23 protein-coding genes are annotated in these 22,156 nt (G+C 59.6%); 10 read left to right on the plus strand and 13 right to left on the minus strand.

The annotated features are described in order from the left end of the window. The first annotated feature begins 583 nt into the window (after nt 1-583). The 4 genes from NCR35_RS27775 to NCR35_RS27790 all read left to right on the plus strand — a co-directional run bounded on the left by NCR35_RS27775 (nt 584) and on the right by NCR35_RS27790 (nt 2,608). Nucleotides 584-1,600 carry a PRTRC system protein D gene (locus tag NCR35_RS27775; protein ID WP_250537128.1) on the plus strand — a complete coding sequence of 339 codons (1,017 nt, stop codon included), beginning with the start codon at nt 584-586 and terminating at the stop codon, nt 1,598-1,600. A gap of 8 nt (nt 1,601-1,608) precedes the next feature. After that, nucleotides 1,609-1,965, plus strand: a complete 357-nt coding sequence (locus NCR35_RS27780; RefSeq protein ID WP_250537129.1) for a hypothetical protein — start codon at nt 1,609-1,611, stop codon at nt 1,963-1,965. 267 nt (nt 1,966-2,232) lie between these two features. Beyond that, nucleotides 2,233-2,385: a hypothetical protein gene (locus NCR35_RS27785; protein WP_250537130.1), complete on the plus strand. Its 153-nt coding sequence runs from the start codon at nt 2,233-2,235 to the stop codon at nt 2,383-2,385. Nucleotides 2,386-2,389: 4 nt separating this feature from the next. Further along, entirely contained in the window at nt 2,390-2,608 is a 219-nt protein-coding gene (locus NCR35_RS27790) for a hypothetical protein (RefSeq protein WP_250537131.1), read from the plus strand. A gap of 68 nt (nt 2,609-2,676) precedes the next feature. Here NCR35_RS27790 and NCR35_RS27795 read toward each other — a convergent pair whose 3' ends face one another. From NCR35_RS27795 to NCR35_RS27820, 6 genes are all read right to left on the minus strand, one after another. Beyond that, nucleotides 2,677-2,901: a hypothetical protein gene (locus NCR35_RS27795; protein ID WP_008343128.1), complete on the minus strand. Its 225-nt coding sequence runs from the start codon at nt 2,899-2,901 to the stop codon at nt 2,677-2,679. 109 nt (nt 2,902-3,010) lie between these two features. After that, nucleotides 3,011-4,093: a DUF7146 domain-containing protein gene (locus tag NCR35_RS27800; protein WP_250537132.1), complete on the minus strand. Its 1,083-nt coding sequence runs from the start codon at nt 4,091-4,093 to the stop codon at nt 3,011-3,013. 256 nt (nt 4,094-4,349) lie between these two features. Then, complete coding sequence (gene ssb, locus NCR35_RS27805) at nt 4,350-4,889, minus strand: single-stranded DNA-binding protein (RefSeq protein ID WP_061138281.1); 540 nt, start codon at nt 4,887-4,889, stop codon at nt 4,350-4,352. Between the two features lie 11 nt (nt 4,890-4,900). Then, a complete protein-coding gene (locus tag NCR35_RS27810) occupies nt 4,901-5,683 on the minus strand; it encodes a hypothetical protein (RefSeq protein WP_250537133.1) in 783 nt (260 codons plus the stop codon). A 10-nt stretch (nt 5,684-5,693) separates the two neighbouring features. Beyond that, a complete protein-coding gene (locus NCR35_RS27815) occupies nt 5,694-6,128 on the minus strand; it encodes a hypothetical protein (RefSeq protein WP_062255929.1) in 435 nt (144 codons plus the stop codon). Nucleotides 6,129-6,235: 107 nt separating this feature from the next. Then, nucleotides 6,236-6,535: a hypothetical protein gene (locus NCR35_RS27820; protein ID WP_250537134.1), complete on the minus strand. Its 300-nt coding sequence runs from the start codon at nt 6,533-6,535 to the stop codon at nt 6,236-6,238. Nucleotides 6,536-6,921: 386 nt separating this feature from the next. Between NCR35_RS27820 and NCR35_RS27825 the strand changes: the two genes are divergently transcribed. The 6 genes from NCR35_RS27825 to NCR35_RS27850 all read left to right on the plus strand — a co-directional run bounded on the left by NCR35_RS27825 (nt 6,922) and on the right by NCR35_RS27850 (nt 12,276). After that, nucleotides 6,922-7,608, plus strand: a complete 687-nt coding sequence (locus NCR35_RS27825) for a nuclease-related domain-containing protein (protein WP_250537135.1) — start codon at nt 6,922-6,924, stop codon at nt 7,606-7,608. Nucleotides 7,609-8,004: 396 nt separating this feature from the next. Further along, on the plus strand, nt 8,005-9,246 hold the full coding sequence (locus tag NCR35_RS27830) for a coiled-coil domain-containing protein (protein WP_250537136.1): 1,242 nt from the start codon (nt 8,005-8,007) through the stop codon (nt 9,244-9,246). Between the two features lie 67 nt (nt 9,247-9,313). Then, a complete protein-coding gene (locus tag NCR35_RS27835; RefSeq protein WP_250537137.1) occupies nt 9,314-10,513 on the plus strand; it encodes a FlhC family transcriptional regulator in 1,200 nt (399 codons plus the stop codon). An 11-nt stretch (nt 10,514-10,524) separates the two neighbouring features. Beyond that, complete coding sequence (locus tag NCR35_RS27840) at nt 10,525-10,695, plus strand: hypothetical protein (protein WP_250537138.1); 171 nt, start codon at nt 10,525-10,527, stop codon at nt 10,693-10,695. Nucleotides 10,696-10,698: 3 nt separating this feature from the next. Next, nucleotides 10,699-11,073: a hypothetical protein gene (locus NCR35_RS27845; RefSeq protein WP_250537139.1), complete on the plus strand. Its 375-nt coding sequence runs from the start codon at nt 10,699-10,701 to the stop codon at nt 11,071-11,073. A gap of 210 nt (nt 11,074-11,283) precedes the next feature. Next, nucleotides 11,284-12,276, plus strand: coding sequence for a CAP domain-containing protein (locus tag NCR35_RS27850; RefSeq protein ID WP_250537140.1), 993 nt, complete (start codon nt 11,284-11,286; stop codon nt 12,274-12,276). Between the two features lie 789 nt (nt 12,277-13,065). Here NCR35_RS27850 and NCR35_RS27855 read toward each other — a convergent pair. The 7 genes from NCR35_RS27855 to NCR35_RS27885 are packed head-to-tail and all read right to left on the minus strand — an operon-like array spanning nt 13,066 to nt 22,152. Further along, a complete protein-coding gene (locus tag NCR35_RS27855; protein WP_250537141.1) occupies nt 13,066-14,367 on the minus strand; it encodes a hypothetical protein in 1,302 nt (433 codons plus the stop codon). A gap of 15 nt (nt 14,368-14,382) precedes the next feature. Beyond that, a complete protein-coding gene (locus NCR35_RS27860) occupies nt 14,383-15,024 on the minus strand; it encodes a hypothetical protein (RefSeq protein ID WP_250537142.1) in 642 nt (213 codons plus the stop codon). Nucleotides 15,025-15,035: 11 nt separating this feature from the next. After that, nucleotides 15,036-16,154 carry a type II secretion system F family protein gene (locus NCR35_RS27865; protein ID WP_250537143.1) on the minus strand — a complete coding sequence of 373 codons (1,119 nt, stop codon included), beginning with the start codon at nt 16,152-16,154 and terminating at the stop codon, nt 15,036-15,038. A gap of 11 nt (nt 16,155-16,165) precedes the next feature. Next, entirely contained in the window at nt 16,166-18,625 is a 2,460-nt protein-coding gene (locus NCR35_RS27870; RefSeq protein ID WP_250537144.1) for an ATPase, T2SS/T4P/T4SS family, read from the minus strand. Nucleotides 18,626-18,628: 3 nt separating this feature from the next. Beyond that, nucleotides 18,629-19,186 (minus strand): hypothetical protein, encoded by a 558-nt coding sequence (locus NCR35_RS27875; RefSeq protein ID WP_250537145.1) that lies wholly within the window; start codon nt 19,184-19,186, stop codon nt 18,629-18,631. Nucleotides 19,187-19,220: 34 nt separating this feature from the next. Further along, a complete protein-coding gene (locus NCR35_RS27880; RefSeq protein ID WP_250537146.1) occupies nt 19,221-20,501 on the minus strand; it encodes a type IV pilus inner membrane component PilO in 1,281 nt (426 codons plus the stop codon). Nucleotides 20,502-20,520: 19 nt separating this feature from the next. Continuing rightward, a complete protein-coding gene (locus NCR35_RS27885) occupies nt 20,521-22,152 on the minus strand; it encodes a type II secretory pathway protein (RefSeq protein ID WP_250537147.1) in 1,632 nt (543 codons plus the stop codon). Between the last annotated feature and the right edge of the window lie 4 nt (nt 22,153-22,156).

Here is a 22,156-nt window from a genome sequence, read left to right on the forward strand (position 1 = left end):
GACCGGAACCGTGTCCGCGTCCACTCCCAAGCCGTCTCAACTCGAAGATTCGGGCATAACGGCCCGCAAACCCAATGGATATCGCGTGTCCAGCGTCCTCAACTTGGGTCGCTTTGAACTTGATTAGATTCAGAAAAAGGCGGGTTCATTTTGCGGCCGTAACAGAGGGGGTTTTCGCTAGGCAAAGCGGTCCCCTCGATGGTCCTTTTCAGGAGGTCGATGCGCATGCGCGCGGTTGGTGATTAGAAGAATACCGGCGCCGTGATCATGCGAAGAGTCAAAAGCTGCCTAAATGTTGCGAGCTTTTGCTTCCTTGACATTGCGGCGTTCCAGATAGATTAGGTCCGTCAGCAGCAGCTTTGGCCCCTAGTGGGTACCTGTAGGTTCCCTAGCAAGACTTGCCGCTCAGTGCGCGTCGCGGCTTGGCCCCAACGAGGGTCAACCAGGGACCAAACAGGGGACCTACGAGCAGCTTCACCCTTCAGAACGCTGCTCTTGGCCCGTGTATCGGCCACGCAGGGACCGGCCAGGGGCCGGGCAAACTTTGTTGGCAACGGCTTATCTGAACTCTGGAGAGAGAATCATGAAAACACAGGTTTTTGCAGTTGATGTTGGTTACGGCAATACTAAATGCGCGTTTCGTATGGGCTCAGACCTCGCGACGATGATGTTTCCTTCGCTTGCCCCGCTTCGCGTCAGCGAGGCGGTCTCGAGTTTTGCCAACGGTGTGCTGTCCGATCGCAAAGTGGCTGCCATTGAAATCGATGGAACAGTGTATGAAGTCGGTCCCGGCGTTGAAAGATCGTCAGCTTATGGGAACGCAGGCCGGACGCTGTCTGAGGACTTCTGCACAACGCCGAACTACGCGGCGCTGCTCTACGGCGCCCTTCACTTCGCCGGCGTGACGGAAGTCGAACGTCTAGTTCTGGGCTTACCAGTTCATAGCATCGGCAAGTACGCCGACTCCGTGCGCGACGCGTTCAGCGGCACGCTGACATTTGGTGAGCACAAAGTGCGTATTGGCAGCGTGAAAGTCATCCCGCAGCCTCTTGGTTCGCTCGTCTCTTTTTCCGAGTACGGCGGCGATGAGTTCGACCGGGAAAATGAGCATATCGTCATCGACGTTGGCTATTTCACAACCGACTGGGTGGTCGCAAACGGCTTCACGATGAACGACGCGCGCAGCGGCGGGGTTCCGGGCGGTGCATCCCAAGTCTACAAGCGCATTGCATCGTTGATCAGCGAAGGGCGGGGCGAGATCGTCACCGATATCGAGAAACTCGATAAGTGCCTGCGGATGAAGAAGCCTTTCCTTTTCTATAGCGAGGAGATGGATCTCGAACCGTACGTGGAAAAGTCTCAAGCAGTCGTCCGGAGCACGATCAAAGCGATCCAAGAAAAGGTTGGCGCCACCGGCACAGTTCGGTCCATCGTCCTGAGCGGCGGCGGTGCAGCTCTTTACGAGTCGGCAGTTCGGGAAGCGTTTCCAAAGAATCGGGTTCAATTGATGGATGCGCCGTGCTTTGCGAACGCGAAGGGCTTTCTGATCATCGGCGAATCGACGCTCGCGCGTGAGCGTAAGCTCGGGGTGGCAGTATGACAAGAAAGATGCTGATCAAGGTGACGGTGGACGAGGCTCTCTACCCTGAGCTCTATCAGCGTCTGGAAGAACATAATCCACGATTGCGCGCGGCCGTGCTCCGATCACTTGCGAGCGACACAGCACGGGCCGTGATCGGCGGGCGCGAGTTAGTCGGTGCCGGCAAACGCGAACCGTTGCCAGCCAATGCGGACCAGCCGGTCGAAGCGCTCTCGGCTCCTAAAGCCTCTGCTCTTCCTGCATCGTCAATCTCGACTGTTGCGGCGCATTCGGCAGCACCTTCTCGCGCAGCTGATCAAGATTTGCCCGCACAGCTTGGTCGTTTCAATTACGATGAGATCGGCGATCAATTTTCTAATTTCTAGCTGACTGTCGCCCGGCACCGGTCACCGCTTTTATCGTAGATATCGCGTCTCCCCGACTGCCCCGCAGTCGGGTTCGCGCCCGGCTGAAAAACTTAGAAACTCCATCTAAGCCAACGAGCGGTCCGGATCAAGCGACTTGCTTGCAACATGGTGACAGTATCGCCACCCGGCTAATTCGCGCTGTGGCTTGACTTCGGCGCTTTGATGGCAAGATGAGTTCTAAGTGCAGCCGATGCACATCCTGATCAACGACCAATGAGACGCTTTATGGACATTCTCAATAACCTGACGCAACTGGACTGGACGCGCGGCGTGCGCATGTGGATTCTCGTGGCCGCCGCGCTGGCTGCTTTCGAGGCGGCTTATTTTTTTCATCGCGCTCTGTTCCGCCAAGCCAACGGAGCCGATGATGTACGCTAAATTCATGGCACTGCCTTTTTTTGCGCGACGCCTCATCATCGCCATGGCGTCTCTCTTCGTGATGTGGGTCTGTGCCTATCTGCCAAAGAGCGGGTTGACTCAAATGCTGATCGGCTCAGGCGCATTCATTATTTTTTGGGCAACCGGCCTCCTCGTGCCTTTCCTCAAGGTCACGTTTTTTATCCTGAGGTGGCGTTTGTGGTACGTCGTGCGCTACAAGTAGCCTCTGAACCGCGAGCCACAAACAGAAAAGCCCCGACCAATGGTCGGGGCTTTTGTCTTAAGGGGTTTTCAATGCAGCAGAGATACACCTTGTGCGCTCGCCTGTCGACGAATGCAGTAAAACCAAGCAGTGTCCAGCGTGACGCCTTGTTTCTCCAGTCGGGCATGACCGCCTCGCTTCCGGTCGATGACGTCATAGGCTTCCGCCTGCGACTTCCCTACCCTGACCGAGCCGTTCTCGACACCGGAAGTTGCCACGATTTCATACCGGCCAACAATCATGCTGAAGCTCATTTCCTTTTCTCCATTGGAAAAGCTCGGGCGGATTGCGGCCCCAGCGGGGACGAATCCCCACCGGGCAGAAAGTTACTATTAGCGGCCAGACGGCCGCGGAATCAAACAATCAAACGTGCAGTGCTTCGCGTTCGTCGCGGCGCACCACCATTGCCATCGCAGGGCGATGCGCTGCCTGAGACGCACACCACTCGTCGGCAAAATCTGTTTCCCGCTTTTTCGGCCGGTGAACCATAGCCGTGTAGCCTTCAGCTCGCAGCCGCTTCGCCAGCTTCAATGCAGCATCGACGCCCGGCGATTTGCCGGTGCGGGGATCGACCGCATCGAAGTCCGCGAAGATATGAACGACGCGGATTCCGAGGCCGTCCGGCACAACAAAATCGGCGAGAAGGATTCGATTCAAGCAATACCAGACCGGCACGCCGAAGAGCATGTGCGCGGCATACGCCGTCTCAAGACCTTCCGCGACGCCCATTTCACCGTCGACCGGATCCATCAGCCGGACTGCGCCGCCGTTGAGCTTATGCAGCGTCACGTCGTTCAGCTTGGCCGGAAGGATCTCGCCATCGTTAGTGACGATCGACGCTTTCGCCGGTTTCGAGCGTTCAAGGAAGGTGCGGTGCAACGTTCCGAGCCGGCCGTCCGGCAACGTGAAGCGGGCAAGGATGCCCGGCCACTGACCGATGATCTTCTTCTCGTGGCGGTAATCGAGCATTGCCATGCGCAACGCTGAGGACGGCGCCACTTTCAGACCCGGCACCCGTTCGCGCAGGTATCGCGGAACGAGGCCATCGGAACCGACCAGCGTCGCTCGATCCCACATCGAGTCGAGACGCTTGCGCGCCCACTCGGGGTCGACCTTTCGGCCAGGCGCCGGGGCCGCCGGTTGCGCTCGGTTTTGCCGCGCATCGGCCAGACTGCCGCCTTCAAGTTCGATCATGAGTTCGCGGAACGTCATTCCGGCGGACTTGCAGATGAGCTCGAAGCCGTCGCCGGCTTTTCGGTCGCCGTCGTTGCACTTGCGGCAGACCCAGTCGCCGCGGCCGCGGTTGTTGTCGTAGGTGAAGCGGTCGTTTCCGCCGCAGATGGGACAGGGTGCGCCCTTCCCGGTCAGTGAGCTTGCGGGCACTCCATACCTCTGGAGCAACGCAATCCACTGTTCCGGGGACAGCTTGATGTCCTTCACATTCATTGTCACTCCAGTTTGTGGTGTGGTTGAGGTCGATGCCTGAACAGGCGGTGAAACCGTGCTCAAAAAAGCCGTCCGCCTCGCGCGAGGCGAGCACGGCGGGCGGCTTTTTTCAGCAGGGGAAGCGAAAGGTGGGTGTAGCGACGAATGAGGTCGTGTCGCGTAGGACAGAGACGCTTCGCGGCTTCGCCGACCGTTTCCGGTTCGACGAAGCAACGAACGTGAGAAGAAACAGGAAGCGAGGTGAGCCGTTACGGGATCAGATCGCAGCCCACTCGCGGCCCATCAGATGCGGCCTGAAGGGTATGTCGTCGTCATCTGCGAAGCCGCCTCCTCCACCATACGACGTCGATTGCGGTTCGCGACTCGCCGGCGCAGGGTTGCTCGATCGCGGCTGCTGCGAGCGTTCTTGACGTGCCGGGCGTTGGCTCTCGAAGCCGTCATTGGATGAACGATCGCCCGTAGAGCGGCCGCCGAGCATTTGCATCTGGTCTGCGACGATTTCCGTCGAGTACCGCTCCTGCCCGGCTTGGTCCGTGTACTTGCGCGTGCGGATTCTGCCTTCGATGTACACCGACGAGCCCTTCTTCAGATACTCATTGACGATCTCAGCCAGCCGACCGAAGAACGACACTCGATGCCATTCGGTCTGCTCCTTCATTTCGCCCGAGGCCTTGTCTTTATAGCGATCGGTCGTTGCGAGTCGGATATTGGCGACCGCATCGCCGCTCGGCAGGTAGCGCGTCTCAGGATCAGCCCCGAGGTTGCCGACGAGGATGACTTTGTTTACTGATGCCATAACTAACTCCCTTAAGATTTTTTGGAAATAGACCAAAGCCACTTGTCCCACAGCACTTGCTCGCCGCTGGCGTCTAGCTTAGGTCGCCCACGTCCATCGACTGCTGGCACTTTGGTTTTGCCGATCCGCTTGACTTCAACGCGGTCACCGATGCGACAGGCCGACTCTGCGATTGCGTCACGGAGGCCCTCGCCTTGGAGAACGTGCATCTCGCCGCGATGCTCGAGCGTCACGCAAAACGATTCATACGTCTTGTCAGGGCGCTTGCCATCGGGGAATCGTTTCTCCCCCCACTCTCTCAAGACCCCGTACCTCGCGCGCTCGGTCCGCCGATCTGACGACTCAGCGGGTCGAGGGGGCGCTGTCACGACGGCGTCCGTAACTTCTTGCCGGGGTCGCGCGTCGTTGACATTGACTGGTCGAACGGGTTTGGCGTCGGGCGGAGGCGTGTCCTGCGCATGAGCGCCCTTGAGTGCAGCCGCAATGGCGTCGGTCAACGTGCCCTTGTACTCGTGCAGCACTTCCCAGTGCGGCGCGAGCGCCGGTATCAGCTTCATGCCGACAGCCGTGGGGCGCAGCTCGTAGTCGAACGCCGGACGAAACTGCACGACGACTCCACCTTCATCGCGGAACAACATCGGTTGTCCTGCGATGGCGATGTGCCGTTCGTTGGCACCGCCCTTACCTACCTCGATCGGGGATGAATGGCTTGTGGGATTGTCGCTGCGACGCTGCGGCTGCGGCGTCACTCCGAAAAGCGTCCCGATCAGCCGGCCGAATGTTGATGTGCTCATCGTCGGCCTCCTATACCAGCGTGCCGAAGCACTCGCGACGCACTTCTTCCATGTCGCGCTTGAGCAGCGGGTTGCTCAGGATGACGTCTTGCAAGAACTCGGGATCGACGCCGTTGATCTGGCAGACGAACCGATACGGCAACGCCCCGCTCCAGAACTCCATGACCCAGCCGAGCGTTGCTCGGTAGTCTTCGAGTTCCATCTTCTTTCTGTTTCTGAGTCGCTCGCTGAAAAGTACAGCGCAGTCCATCAACGACTCGGGCATGTTGTCGCCGCGCCTGCTGTCAGTCGCAAGACTGATCAACGCGTCGACCATTTTGTCTTTTACCGCCTCGCTCCACAGATGCGGATCGGGCAGAGGATCAGGCTTGGCTCGGGCACGCGTGATCGGCGCTGGAGGAGCGTCGAACATGTCCAGTTGCCATGCTGCTACTTCTGCTTGCATGGGAATCTCCGATAAACGGGAACCCATGCCCGCAACGGGATGGCTTCCCGTTGGGGTGAGGGGTCAAGACCGCCCGCGCGGGCAGTCTTGACATTCAGGCGTAGCGACTAGTCGTCGGTGCCTGTCTTAAGTGGAACGACCACTGCGGACTTGGCGTACTGACGTTTGATGGGCGTGACGTTGGCCTCGGCGGGAGCCGGAGCGACAACGGCGTGCGCTGGCGCCTTCGAATCCTCAGCTTTCTCCTCTTTCAGCGCCGCCTTGATGGATCTCTTGATCCATACAGCGACGGTGGCAGAAACAAACAGAAAGGCGAAGAACGAGTGCGCAGCAAGCCACAACGCAAAGCAAACAGCGACCAACCAGCCGGGCGATTTCATCGCCTTCATGACCAACTGCTTCGGCATTTTTCTCTCCAGAAAAAGACGCACTAGGGGATGTCCAGCCAGTACAGCGCTGGATGGTTTTCGATGCTCGGGTGAGCAGGGAAAAACGGGCGCGCGGAGAGACGCTTTCGTCACGGCTCGATGAAGGCGTGGCGGAAGCAACTTTCTGCGGATGGAAGAAGAGATCGCAAGCGCGCCCACTCATGCTCAGCGGCGGCTTGGGTCGATGCGTCGGTGACGCGGGGATAACAGGCAATTTACGCGTGGGCCGCGAGCGCGTGCGCGCGAAAGCTCCCAATTTCACACCGCCTTTCGATTTTCGGCTTGGAACGTGGCAGCGCCGCGGCGCTCCCTTGACTTCCATTGCCCTTGGCATGCTAGTCACATGCTCAACAGGGAGGCAGCGAATGTTCTTCGAAATGCTTGTCGCAGTCGGCGGCTATCACGAATTTAAAGCCATCAAGCGGCGGAGCCGATCTGTTTCGCGCAGCGCCCACCGCGCTAAACGCTCATCGGACGAAATCGGTGCGGCCGGCGAAGCTCTGGCTCAAGCAAAGCTTCGAACGACCCTCAGGTGGCTGTGCGGCGATAACTTCTACCTGCACGAAGGGCCATTACTAATAGAACATGCGCCCGGGACTGCGTTCCCTACCGCGGAGATCGATCACCTCGCGATCACGCCGTTCGGCGTCTTCGTTTTCGAGACGAAGAATTGGTCCGGCCGCATCGCGCCGTCGCATTGCACCGCGATGCTGACACGCATCGCGCCCAACGGAAAGGCGGACGAGCGCCGCTCGCCTATCGAACAAAACCGCAGCAAGATCCGTTTCCTCCGAGAGCAGCTTCCTGCGATATGGCCGGTCGCTGGCGCGGGTCTCTTCGTGTCGCCACGAGTCGTCCTGCATCCGGAACTCCCGACCGATCTATTGGCACTGGACGACCTCCCCCACTGGTTGCGTTCCAAGCGTGCGGAGTACTCCGGCAGGCCAACAGTGGACGTCCCCAGGGCCCGCCAAGCGGTACTCATGTATGCGGACGCCTCGACTGAAGGTTTCACGGCGCACAAGGTACGTGCGAAGACCCGATACCGGTAATGCCGGAAGGTTTCAAGTCGTTCATCTAGGTAAATGCTTCCACTTTTCTGCACCATCAAGCTCTTAAGTGTTTCATGAATGAACCGTTAATCGTTTGCAAAGGTGGACAAAAACACTGCCTTTCACTCCCAGAAGGCGAAAGACGGGGTAAAAACGGCGTCTTTTGATGCCGGATGCGCTCTTGAGCGCCGTTACGATCGCTTACATCTGTGAGAAAAGAGCGTTCTCCGACGGCAAAGATTGCACGGGACGAGAACTGCCGCTTGCGGCAACTGAATGCGCTCACCCGAGGAAGCGGCTGGTGGTGTACGGACGCCATTTTCATATCCGCGAGCGAAGTCCTCGCGGGGTTTGAACGCTGCGCTCCGGGGGCGCTGCAACATCTGGAGAGAAGCTATGGCCTCAAGTAGTGACGATTCTAAGAAGAACCTGCAACTGCGGAAAACGGAACTTCACGATCCGTTAGACGACATTTTTGGCCCAGTTTCGGCCGGCGGTGCCGAACGCTCGAAGATCGAAACGGTTGCCCGGCAGCTTTTCGGAGACGGCCCCGAGTTCACCGATCTGATCGCTCAGCTCGTCGAGAACATGGTAACGATCGCGGAGGCGAGACAGCGAGTTTCAACCGACCTTAAAACGATAGGCGGCCTGTTGATCAACTCCATGCACCTGATCAAAAACGCGCTGCTCACGACGTCGGGCAACAAGACAACTGCCCTGCGACGTGCCGCGACGTTGGGATATTCCTTCTTCGACATGGCTCTCGGCGTGAAAATGCACGCAGCCCGCAAGTACATGCGTTGCTATGAGGCGTTTCTTGACAACACCGAGGCTATCCGCGTATTCAACGTCGGCGAACTGGACATCCTCGCTTCCGACCACGTGACCGACGAGCAGGTGGCGGCCATTCTTGCGGCAAAGCAGGCCAACGAGCATATGACCCGCGAAGACATTCGCAAAATGCTGGCGACGCTGCAGAAGCAGGAAGAGGCACTCGCTGACCGAAAAGCAGAGCTAGACAACTACGAGGCGCTGCTCGAGGACAGCAAAACCGCTCAGCGGGTCGCCGAGGACGAAGCCAACCGGCTTCAGCAACAGCTCGACGCCACTGCGAAACTGATTGCGGAAAAAGAGGCCCAGCTACAGCGCATGGACAGCTATTACACCGGTCGGCAAGCGGGCCTAGCCAACCTTGAGAAGGACCTTGCGGACAAGGACAAGGAAATTGCAAGGCTGAACGAGGAAAGAAACGCGCTGCTCAACCGGAAGCCGGAAGTCCAGATCAAGGAAGTTGAGACGACTCCCGCTGGATATAAGAGCATTTCCGAATCACTGGAAAAGCGCAACGCTGAACTCAAACAGCTAGAAGCGCAGCTTGTCGAGAGGCGCGCCGAGTTGGAACGACTTGAGGCCGACAGGAAGAAAGAGGCCGGCGCCATTGAGGCTGCAAATCGCGTTCAAGCAGCGATGCAAGAAGCGCTATCTGCTTTTGAGCAATTCGCGGGCAAGCTCACGCTGGCTCAGGTGGCGGTTCAGGCTTCCGATGGACTTGGGCAGCACGAACCGTTGGTCCAAACGCTGGCCGCGATGATGCGCAAGCACCTCAGCGAGATTGAGACGGGTTTGCGAAAGCTGTAAGACGTACCTGCCATAACGATAAGGCGGACGCGATGGGGTCGCATCCGCCAGCAAAAATACAAATAATATGTCGACCACCACGCTTGATGCCGTTGAGACCAACATTGCCCTTCGGCAGTATCTCGCTGAGAAGATACAAAGGACCAACTTTTCGCTGACCGCGGTTATCCATAAGATACTCGCGCGGTACAGCAGCGCTGAAGCATTCTTTGGCGTCTCGTTTGACAACATGGAAACGTTCAAGGCGCACGCCGTACCGATGGCCAAGCTCATGAACATGCCCTTCCTAGCGCTGTCGCCTGCGCTGCAGGATCCTCGCGATTGGGCGACGTTTGTCGACGGGATAATGTTTTCGACCGCAGTGTCGAAGCTGTCTTCAGCGATGCCATTCGTCGACGACGTGACGGCGCGCGATATTTTTCACTACAACTGCGCCTATGTTTCGCTGCTGAAAGACGTGCTCCACCAAAGCGTGCTCGCAGCGCCGCTCTTGGGCATCTCCTTCGAGTTAGCCGAGTACCTGATGAGCTTGCCCATCGGACGGCTGGAAGCAGCGATCGGTGGCATTCGCTTCCCGTTGTATAGATGGCGGTTCGACGACGAGCGCTTCTGGCGACAATACGGCACAGATTCGCTTACCGAAGAGGCCGTCGCTCACTATGTCATGCGCACCTCGAACCTCAAACCGAGCGGACTACCTTTCAGGAATCTATGGTCCGACCTGCGACTCGACCGCGCTAGACGTGAGATCTACGCAAGATTGTTGATGACCCAGGGTTGTCGCGCTTCCACCGCCACAAACCTCTTCGGCGTGACTTCGGCGATCGCTCGAAATACCTATCGAGAGATCCACGGCGTCAGCTCGCCGTGCGGAAATAGCGCAAGCTCGTTGACGTGGTACGTCGAGCGTCCCGTGCACCGGCTCCAAGCAACCATGATGGTATGGCTTTATCGGTGCGCGCTGAAAAACGGAGCGAACATCCCGGAAGCGCTGATTGCATCCAACGACGTGCTCGACAAGATGTTCGGTAGTCGGCTCGCCGTTTCGGCTGACCGCGCGAACCATCTCACCCGCTCCATGGCGATTGATTCGAGGTTGAATGTCGCACCGTGCAGAACTTGCGCGACGGAGTACATCCTAGCGAACGACGAAGGCAAGATCGAATTGGCGAAGGACTTCATATGTCCGGGCTGCACTGGCGATCTGAAGCCGCGCCTGACCGAGCCTAAGAGCAAAGGTCGAAAGACCAAAAATAGTCACAGATGAAGGAGTTGTTGATGTCGCATGAATTCAAAGTCGAGGCCGGTCTTGTGGTCTTCTCACGCGACGGCCGCCCTCAGTTTGGCTGGCTTGACTTAGTGACCGGGGAGTACCACGCCGAGTCCGATGGACGCTGCATCCCAGACGCAATCGGTGCGATCGAATTTCACTCTGACGTGACGCACTGAGCCATGCAGGACTTCGCTTACCTGTTTTCAGACAGCACCGCAGCGTGGCTCGAAGGCCGCGGCGACGCGCGATTCCAACGGTACGAAAGGCATTACCGCGCAGATCGAGCGACGGCGGAGTCTCAGGAGGCATTCGACCTTGAGCAAAGCAACACTCGCTTTGCGCAAAGTTTTGGCCCTGGCAGGCGACAGTTCGCGGCCGTGTCGAAAAGCAAGGCATTCGGCGCGCTCGCGACTTTCCTCATTCTTCTTTGGGGCGGCACCGCACTCCTCTCTTCCGTCGGCGCGACACAGCCCATCGCGGTAGCTGCCGTGCTCGCGGTCGTCTTTATCGCCTTGCGGCTGAAGCATTTCGGTGCCCGCGCCAATCACCATTAGCAAACGGTTGCGCCCAAACAACGGTGCGGAATTTGAAGCCCTCACCGGGTACTAAAATGCTTGCGCCGCCACTGGTCAACGGCGATTTACCAACGAGGAAAGCGGTTATCGAGGCGGACTTCCAAGCGGCCTTGACTTCGAACACCGCTCGATAAGATGAAAGTAAGCAGATCGCGGGGGCGACTGCAACAACTAGATCGGAAACAACAAATGACGATTCAGAAGAACTTCAAACTCTCGATGGCCGCGATCGCTGCATCGCTTTTGGTCGCTGCTTGCGGCGGCGGTGGCGGCGGCAGCAGCGGCGCGTCGCCTGCGGCCCCGGCAAGCGGTGCGAGCACCCCGGCCACGACGACTCCGGCGAACTTGACGACGCCTCAGTACCCGGCTGATAGCTTCCATTTGGCCGCGTTCAACCTGCTCAACCAGCAGCGCCAGCAATGCGGCTTCCCGGCCCTACAAGAAAATACCGTGCTCGACCAGGCGACGGCAGCACACGCGCAGTACCTTGCAACAAACAACGTATTCACCGATACAGAAGTGGCGGGCAATCCCGGCTTCACCGGGGTGAATTACAGTGATCGCGCAGCCCATTTCGGGTACACGGCGGGCAACGGTTCGGTCGGAGTGTCAGGTGGCTTCTATACGAACGCCACGTGGACTGAAACACAATATGGTCAGCAAGCCGTCTATGGCCTGATCTCGGGCGTGTATCACATCATGATTGCGGCCTCGCCTACGAACACGGTCGGTATCGGCAAGGTCGCCACGACCTACAACGGTTTCCCGGAGGAATACTACGCTCTGCATCTGACCAACTATCAGCAGGTCACGTCGAACGCGCCGTTGACGTTCCCTTGCCAAGGGACGGCTGGCGTTGCGTACTCCTCCTTTGGAGAAACCCCGACGCCACCCGCTACGTCGGGAAATTGGGGTACACCGGTCGCAGTTGCGGGCAACCCGGCCGATACCATCGTGATGCAGACTGGCACGATGACCGATTCGTCGTCGCACGTAATCACCTTGCAAGTTCTGGACTCAGCCACGGACCCGAACAAGGTCTTGCCAAAGTGGATGGGCGTCGCCTACCCGACCACGCCTTTGTCTCCGAACGCTACTTACTCGGTTTCGCTCACCGGCACGATCAACGGTATAGCCTTCTCGCGTAACTTCACGTTCACCACGGGAAACATCGTCGGCTAACGCACCTCGAAACATAGAAGCCGCCCGCCGTCGCGCTGGCGGCTTATCTATCTGATCGCCCGAACGAACTCAGTTACGGAAGGTCGATTTGCAGCCGTAGACGGCCTGCCGCGAAAAAACAAAAAGCCCCTGATTAGGGGCTTTTTTTTAAGCCGTGTCCGGCTGAAGGTCAGCCACCCATGTCATTGCCGTGACCCCAATATATAACGGTCGGGTTCGTTCCGTCGTTATTTATCGTGCACTCGTCTATTTCCCAATAAAGCGTGGGACGACCGCCCATGTACTCATCGGTCTGGAAGCTAGTTTGCGTCGCGGTGCGTGTAGTGGAGAGAGGTTGCCAGGGTGGAATGGGGCCAAGTTGTTTCGTCGCCGCTGCGTAGCAAATAGCACTCAGGTCAACGGGGTTTCCAGTTGTCGGCGCAGCCGGCTGGCACACCTGCCCAACCCACGCCGCGCCGTTCCACGACGGAGCAGCCGCCTGGTTAGTCCCGCTCGGGCACGTTGGCGGTGGCGGTGGCGGTGGCGGTGGTGGCGCATTGCAGGAATAGACCCATGCACTGCCGTTCCAAGAAGGGCCGCTCGCAAAGCCATACGCGCACGTGGGCTGTGGCGTGGCGCACTGGTACCGCACAGGCATCCTTTGCCACGAATATCCAGGGCTGCAGCCTGGCGTGGTCGGCACCGCGATAGGCTGACTGACGTCTGCGGCGTCGGCTCCGCTCCCTGCGCTGACCGCGCACACAACGGCGATCACCGCACAAGCAATACCGGTTCTTCTCATTTCTTCCTTTATTGATTGTTATATGTGCAGCCAACGTCGACCTCGGCCGTGAGATCCAACTGGTCCTGTATTTGACTGTTGGCCCCATCTGCGAGCACGTCGTTGATCAAGACCACCCACTGACTGCCGTTCCAGCCCATGTTGAAGGTAGCCCCGCCAATGGGAGGATTGTGGTAAGCGTAGTCAGTTGAAATGGCCTGCGGAGTGATACGCCACCAGGCCGTTCCCCCTGGCCCGCACGCTGGAACGTTGACTCCCCATCCGTTCTTCCACCCGCTGTAGTGAGCATCACTGCTGTGATTACTGACCAAGCTACTGACGCCAACCCAGTTTCCCCACTTGTTGCAGACGTACATCAAGTTGTTGCGGATGGTGACACCGTTCCAGCCGCAATTGCTTGCGGCGGAGTTGATGTTGGCGTTGTTCGCGGTGACGACGTTGCTGCTCACGGTGCCAGACGAATTGACGTCACCAACGTTTATCGGCGCAGCACCTGTTCCCTGGTAGTTCTGGACATACAAGGCACCTTTGGTACGAACGGCCGCGTTAACACTGTCGCCGTAGTAGATCGCACCATTGTCGATCTGGAGGCTGTTGCCCGCCTGCAGCTTCATCACCTTGTTCGCGCCCAACGTGACATTGCCGACGTTCTGCATGTCCTGATTGTTCGCGTTCATCGTGCCGGTCAGCGGCAGTGAGCCATCGCGACGGTAATACGGCGAATTGCCATCTGCGCCGAAACCATTGATCGCCAGCACCATCCCCGCCTTACTGCCGACTGGATTCGGCAATGTCCACGCGCCATGCATACCGGTGATCGTCGCCGGCGCGCTCGTTGTCGAGTAGCCGAGCTGTGCTCCGCCGGCCGCTGCGAGCGCACCCGCGCCAGCAATATCCGGCTTATTGTCTCTCGTGCTGATGAGGGGCAAGCTGGGATAGATCTGTGATGCGATGTGGCAATTACCAGACGCCGTTGAACAGTTATCCGGGACAATGGACAACGCTATCTGATACGTCCCACCCCAGAACGGCCCGTTTTTGAACGACACCTTGTTATTGGACTGCGCACTCAACTGCGCGAGCGTGGGCGCCGTGATAGGCGTAGACGTCGTCTGCGAGAAGCCAGCTGGAATGAGTGAGGCGAAGTTGTTGGTGATGTAGCTGCCAAGCGCCGAATTGATGGAGGCGATATTCTGCCCCTCGATCTGCAGCAGATTCTGGCGCTTAGCGGCGATGTCTTCCTTGATTCCCTGTACCGTCAGCAAGGCCGCGCCGACGAGGACGATCAACATCTCGAGAATGCTTCCCATGTCGGCGGCCTACGATCAGGTGCGTGTGGTCCACAGCGCCATCGACGCCATCGAACCGTTCGACGCACAGGCGGTCGCGACCGTTTGGGGATTGAAGGTCGTCGTCGGCGAGAAAATCGTCGTGCCGTTGACCGTCACCTGCGTGTACACCGTGATCAGCGCGGCCGCGGCGAGCGAGCACACCGTCGAGGTGACCGGGTAGGTCAGGATCAGGGAGTCGTTCGACGTGACGAGCGTACCGATAGAAGCTGTCACGGTGCCGTTGAACATGCCCTTTACCGACGAATGGTCGGAGGCGACACGCGAGCCTGCCGAGTCGAACGCGTGGTTCTGTGCAAGAACGGTCAGGGTCTCTGCCGAGAAGTCCGCGTCGTTTTGCGTCGCGTTCAGGATGCCGGTGTGGAACATCTGCGCTTCACTCTTGAACTGCGACGAGTGAATCAGATCGAGCACGTACTTGCCGCCCGCATAGACCGCCAGCGACAGCAGCGCTGCACCCGCCATCACTGCGCCTGCTTCGATCATCGACAGCTCGCCCGACTGCTTCGTCGCACGTGCCGATTTCAGCATGCGTGCGCGGCGTGCCTTGATGGGATCGATTTCAACAGGGACCGTCTTCGGGTCCATCTGGGCGACTTCTTGGTTCTCGTTGGTCATTTTCTATTTCCTTAGTAGCTGGTAGCGGCGGGATTCCCCGATGTGAGATTGACGGCACCGGTGACGACATACGAGCCGATGCCAAGGGTCAGGAACAGTGCCGCCGCAAAGCCCAGCAGCATGTAGTGCGTTAACCGCGCATTGCGCTTGACGGCTTCAACGACGCGATCGAGCGATTCACGTCCCAGGCTTTTGATGGCGGCTTCGAACTGGTCACGGCCCGCGGCGTCGGTGATGGTGTCAACGATCGTCAGCGAGAAGATGCCCGTGTCGAGCGCGCGCATCGGCTCGTCTGAACGAGCTGTCAGGCGTCGGTCCATGATCTTCAAATGCCAGCGCAGCCACGGATCGGCAGTTTTCAACAGCCGTTCAAGCGCCGCACGCAAAGTCAAGTTTGAATCGAACAGCCCTGCCAGAGAAACGATCAGCAGCGCCGCGCGCAGGTCACGGCGATTGCGCCATAACAACGGCATGCGGTCGAACTTGTCGCGTAGCGGGCCTGCCCAACGCTTCAAGGTCGAAAAGTAGGCGAACACCAGGCCGATCATCGCTGTGAGCGTTAGCCACCAATACTCAAAGCAGAACGTATCGACGTGGTAGAGGAACCGCCCGAGGTCCGGCCATTGGTCAAGGGGCCGCACGTCGAGCACCTGCGGGAAGATGACGCCGCCAAACAGCATGCAGTACGCGTACATATAGACGAGCAGCAGGGCCGGATAAGCCATCTGCACAGACGTAGTCGACGACAGGACGCGCTTCGCCTTTGCCGCCATTTCTGCCAGCTCGAACCCGCGCACAACCGCGTCTTCGCGCGACGACTCGTCCGCGATGTCGAAAAGCGCGTATTCGTCGCCCGGAATAAACGGCTTGATTGCAATTGCGAAGCTCTCTCCGCGCTGCATGGCCTCCCGGATGCGCGCGAACACCCGCCATTCGAGCTTTCCTCGCGAGCGGCTGCGCTTCTCGTAGGTTTCGAGCCTATCGAAAAGCGTCTCGGTGTTGCGCAGCCCTTTTGCTGCGATATCGAGACGCGTCTCGCGATAAAAGTCCTCGCGGACCTTCTGGAAGCGCCAGCGCGCGGCGACCAACTGCTGCCGAGGCGGCAGCATTTTTGCGAACGTCGTGAACATAGCGGGACAAGTTAGACCATCAGACCATCGACGCCCGGCATTACGCGGTACTGCGCGAACGACTGCATCGACCGATTGATGAATTGTGGGTCAATCAAACCGCGAGAAGCCTTGAAAAGAGCGTGTTCATATAGCGTCTTTCCGGTCATATCGGCGTTATCGAACCCGGAACGGCGCTCGCCGCGCCAAACTTGGCGTGCGCCGGCCCAATCGCGTTGGGCTACACGGTCCAAGAATTCAGGAGTTGGCCGATAGAGTTCTGCGGCCAGCGATGGCCGTTTCGTGCCGCCCGCCACCTTGCCGTTGCGCGTGAACAGACCGTCGAGGCGGCAGTGAGCGCAGCCGTCGTAGTTCCGGCAAGCCATGCGCGACGTGTCGAGGCCGAACTTGGTGCGCAGCAGTTCAAGGTCAGCCTTCGGCATGACGTCTTCGGCCGGCAGCTTGCAGTGGTCGCACAGCGTCGGGATCAGTTTCTGATTGCCGACCGCGTTGATGAAACCTTCGGAGGCCAGTTCGTCGATCGGCAGTTGCAGCCGCCCGCCCGCCATACGCATGACGGCCGCGATGATGTCGCCGGCGTGCAGAGAGAACCGCACTGGGTGACCGGTCAACGCAAGTTCAGCGACCAATCCCATCACCACCCGGTCGCGCACTTCACCGATGGTCAGGTCGTCTGGGTCTTGCCGCATGAGCGTACGGATGACTTCCGCGTACTTGCGGTTTGCCTCATCGTCGGTCTCGTCCGGACGCCGGATGATGGAATAGTCGGAGAGCCACGGCATCGGGTATTCGGACGGCTCATTCACCGCGAACTGCTTTTTCAGTTCGCGGTCCGGCAGCATGTAGGACAACGCGCGAAGCGTCGTAGTCTTTCCCGAGCCGGTTTCGCCAGTAAGCGCCGTGATGCCGCCGCTCACGTAGTTGAGCGTGTCGATCAGCTCGAGCTGGCTCTTTTCCAGGCCCATATCCTTGGGCAGCAGCACTGAGTAGTTCTTGAAGTTGCCGTCGAGCAGACGCAGCGTGACGTCATAGCCGCCAACGAGCGGGGACGATTGCCAACGAAGGTTGACCGTGTCCGTCTTCACGACGAGCGGAATCATCGCTGACTGCGGCGCGCTCGGCTGGAAGCTGTTGCCCGAGTTGGTGTTTTTCTGCACGAGGTCGCTGTATGCCGCGAACAGCGCACGTCGCACGATGCCCTTGGGCATCCGATTGAACGTGTACATGTCGCCGTTCACGCGGAAGCGGACTTCGACTTCGTTGTGGAATTCACGCGGCTCAAAGTGGATATCGCTCGCGCCGTATGTATGCGCCGCTTCGACGATGTCGCGGAAAATGCCGATAGCCCGGCTCGACTCACGCGCGGCCGAGTTCGAAGATGCGGCCGCCTTCCCGGCATAGATTGCAGCAATGACAGCCTCAGTCGCGACCATTTCTTCGCGCACGAGGATGTCGTTATTCCCGATATCCTTGATGAAGGTTGCATACTGCGCCTTCTCCGCAAAGCGCGCTGTCGCCACCGTGATCGCAACGCCCGGTTGAAGCTCTACCGCGACGAATTCTTTGCGTGCGGCGGCAGGAATGCGCAGTGCAGCGTCGTCGTCGGCGATCGTGAGAATCCGCTTGAAGTCCGGGAGCGAGTCGGGCGATACCAATTCCGGTCGCCCCGATGACAGGCCACTGGCCGCTCCCTGCGAATCGTCGTCGGATCCCGGTTCCGATTCCGCGACGTTCGTCCACGAAGGCTTGGCGCGTTCCTTCGCCGCCTCCGGCTGACGCTGTTCAACGCGCGGATTATCTTTCGCGGCTGTCGATATACGCGTGACGACATGTGGTGGTGACTCGGCTTCAGCCGGCCGTCGAACTTCGGCTTGCGGCTGTCGCTCATTGCTGCGCGGCTGGACCTGGCCGCGCGCCATCCGGTCTGGCATCGCATCCGGGCTGGCTGCAACGCTATCCGCTGCGGTCACCGACAAGATAGGTTCCGATTGGCGTAGGGCGTCGGCCGAAGCTGCTTGCTCGGCGGTCGCCTCGACTCCCGACTGAGCACGCTCGACGTTGTCCATTGCAGCCCGCATGCTGGCGTATGTCGGACGCTCAAACGTGGGCGGCACGAACGGTTGAAACACAGGTTCGTCCCTGTCCGCATGCTCTGGAGCCCGCGATCCGTGCTCCGCTCCTTGCTGCGGCGCGTACCGGTCATCGTCAAGCTCAGTGCTATCGACGTCTTCAATGTCGCCGCCCGAGAGTGCGCGTCCGAGGAACACAACCTGGGGATTCACCGCGCGGGTTGCCGCTGACTGCGGGTGCTCATTTGCGCGGGCTTTCTCGCGCTCGGCTTTCGGCATTTTGAACTGCGGCTCGGCATCACTGCCCGGCTCGACGAAGCTCGAACGTGGCGTGCGGAAGCGCTTGAGGAAACCCCCACGGGTCTCCGGCGTGTCCTGCTCTTCTTGTGCAAACAGACCCATGTCTTATTTCCCGAACGGTACGAAAGTAGAGGCGGTCGACGCGACTCCACCGGGTGGGAGCGGCGACGAGAGGTCTGTAATCGCCCTGACGCCCGGACCGTCGGGCATGACAGCGGGCACATCAGCCGGTGCCGCAATCGTCGCAGTCCAGTGGCGCTTGCCATCGACGAGGTTGACCATGAAGCCGTCGATAGACTCGACCGTCCAGCCGTTCAGCAAGCGGCTTCCGCGTCGTGCGGTATAGGTCGTGCCTTGATAGTCGTAAAGCACGTACGAGCCAGACATATCGGAATACGCGCCGACGAACGTGGCAGGAATGATCAGCCTGACCGGAGCGGTAGGCTTGCGCTCCATCTTTGGCGCGACGGGCGCGGCCGCGACCGGCGCAGGTGCGGCACCGAGCGGTGAACTCAGTCCAACGCCCCCGGACGCGGGCGCCCGATTGCCGTCGCCACCCTGCCCCTTGCGCATCGAATCCACCAGCTTTTCGCGCGCGAGTTTGTCGATATCGTCGAGCGTGAGATGGCTTTCCTGCGAGAGAGCCGCGCCCGCGACAAACATGAGCGCGCCAAAGCATGCGGCACGAACTGGCAACTTAGTTGAGCACAAAATATTTACCCTTCGCAGTGAAATGCACCCCGGTACCGTCGTCCTTCAGATCGACGTCGAGGGTGTCCAGCGCCATGTTGTCGGGCAGGCGCGAGATCAACGCGCTTTGCCATTTGAATCCGTCGATTTGCCACGTGCCGCGCTGCACGAGCGGCCCCTGCACTTCGCCCGCCACTGGCTGGCGTGGAATAAGCCGCTCCGCAGGCTTGATATCAACGACGTAGCCGTGGCTATCCAGCGTTTCGGGCTTGCTCGAAAGCCGCTGCGGGTCTGTCTGCAAAGCCTTGATAAGCGCCTGTTGGGTAGGCCACGTCTTCGCTTGCGCCAGTGCGACACGCTCCGCCACCGAGACTTCCGGGCCCCGCGTGGTGAGATGCAACCCGTCGGGGTTAAAGACGACAGGACGCAGTGACTCGGGCGCGCGTGCGTCGAACTCCTTGAACGTTCCGCCCTGCCGCTTGTACGTCACGACGCACGGGCCGGCGATGGTGCATGTCGCTTTCTGGAACTGCCATCCGGCTAAGTTCGTTTCCTGAGCACCGAAAGCTGCCAAGAGCTTCGGTACCATCTGGTTCGCCAGCGGCGCGGGCGCAGCGAGCGTCCGTATCACCGCCGACTGATAGTCCTGCACGAAGGTCGGTGGGGGCGCAGGCGGAGGCGGAGGCGGATTGAGCGCGTCGATCAACTGCTTGCCACCGAAGAATGCGGCCGCCAGAATCACAAGCAGCGGAACAGCCGTCGGCACCGCGACCGGGATCTTCTTGATGACCCCGACCTTGCGCGCGACAAGCAGCTCGCGAATATCGAACGCCTCATCGACCGCGTGCAGTTGTGCGCCGTGGCCAAGCGTGGCGAGGTCTAGCCCCGCCTTTGCACACCGATCCTCAATTTCCTCGCGTCGCTCAGCAAGCGCGTTGAGGGCCACCTCCTCGTCCATCGACACAGCGCCGCGCTGCACGAGGACAAGGTGCACGCGCTCATCGTTCTGAATCAGGACAAGGACTGCGGGGCGCCGGCGTACACGGTCCAGTTGGGCAATACGCGCCGCGGCGGAATACAGCTTGCCGTCCTTGCGCTGCGCAGCCTCAAGCTCGCAGTAGCCGACGATCGTCTCGTCGTTGGCTTTGAACTCTGTAAAGTGCGTCGCTCCAGACTCATGCGCGTAGTGCCGTCTCTCTCCGCGCGAGCCCTTTGCCGAATAGGCACGCCATTCCAGCCCGAACGCGAGCTTCGCGCCCTTCTCTCCCGGTATCGATTCAAAGTGCATGGGTTTGCTTACCTCGCACTCACATCGAGGGGACGACAGTCGCGGTCAGCATGATCACCTGGAACGTCCTGCCCTTGTTCCATGCGCCCGACAGACCACCGATGCCGTTGTTGTTGCTGCCGTCATAGCGATTGCTCACCGCGCCGTACAGCACGACGGTCTGACCGTCCGACAACGCGATCGTCTGGTCGTCCTTGTTGCCGAGGATGTCCGGCAACTGGATCTGCTGAAGCGTGTCGCCCGAGCCAGTGCTGATGGTCGTGAAGGGGCCGTTGAGCTTCGAGCTATCGCTCCAGTACGACAGGATGATCTGGTTGTGATCGTTGACGGACGGAAGGATGTTCACGAAGTCACCGACCGTAACGGATCCCGGCTGCAAGCCCGGAACGCCGGCAGTGCCGCCCGAAATCGAACCAAGGCTCGGGGTCGTTGCGGCGAGATAGCCCTTCGTTTCAAACGAGCCGATCGATACCGGCAGGCCGTTCAACGTCAGCTTCGTTTGGGTGTTGTCCTGAACCGTCTTGCCGAACGCGTTCAGGCCGCTAACGATGGCGTTCGTGCCTTCCATGGGTGAGCCGGGTTTGAGGACCGACAGACCGACCGTGCCGCCGATCGCCGTCGCAAGCGACGTAGGCGATGCAACCGTCACGGCATAGCGCTTCAGGCCGTCCGAGATGCGATTAAATACGATGTCTGCACTCGCACCGGCCTGGGAGCTGTTGCTCAGATCCACTTGCAACGTGCGAACGCGCAGCGCGACCTGCCGCGTGGAAATGGCGTTCTCACGCGCGAGCAGCGCGCCCATGCGATCGACCGCTTCTTTGGTGTCACGTACCATCACAAGGCGGCTTTGGGGATTGACCACCACCTCGCCGAGCGGCGATTTCAGCTTCTCGAGTTCCGACTGGATGATTGCAATCTGATCGAACGTGCCGTCGCGACCGATCGACGTGACAGCGGAGAACGAGCCGGTATTGCCCGTTGTCCCGCCGGTCGTGCCGCCCGACGCTTGGTTACCCGTCGAGGTATCCGTGCCCTTCGACATCGTCGATTTGATCGAAACCTTGCCGGGAATCGCGGCAATCGTGAATGTCTTGGTCACGAATCGGCTGATCGAGATGGTCGTGCCGTCGAACGTCCAGTCGAGGCCCAAGTTCTCGCTGACGCCGCGAAGATACTCGCCTACCTTGCAGTTGCATGCTTGGGCGTAGACCGGTTCCACGTTTGATTTGGCGATGGCTTGCGACGGCATCGGTGCGTTCGGCCCACCAGCGCCTCCGTTCGTCCTCGGAATCAGCGCGTCGCGCGGGATAAAGACGTCCGGGCTCAAATGCACCGGGTAGCCGGTAGCGGTCGAGACGAGTGTCGCGATCTTGGAAAGCGGAAGATTGCCGGGGAAAACCACGGTCTTTTCACGGAAGATCGCCGGTAGCGTGGCTTCGTATGCGACCGGCACAAGTCGGTCACCGAGGAACGCGGTCGGCACTTCCTCAACGAGCGACATCGACTCGGGGCCATTGCCCATTGCGCGCGTCGCTTCCGCGTTCGTCGCGTCATAGGCACGGTTCACATCGGATTGCGAAACGGCGCAGCCAGTAAGCGATGCAGCGACGAGAATGGCGACAGCAGATCTAATTTTCGTGAGGCGCATGGCG

The organism is Caballeronia sp. AZ10_KS36 (assembly GCF_023631105.1).
In the GTDB taxonomy this organism is placed as follows: Bacteria; Pseudomonadota; Gammaproteobacteria; order Burkholderiales; family Burkholderiaceae; genus Caballeronia.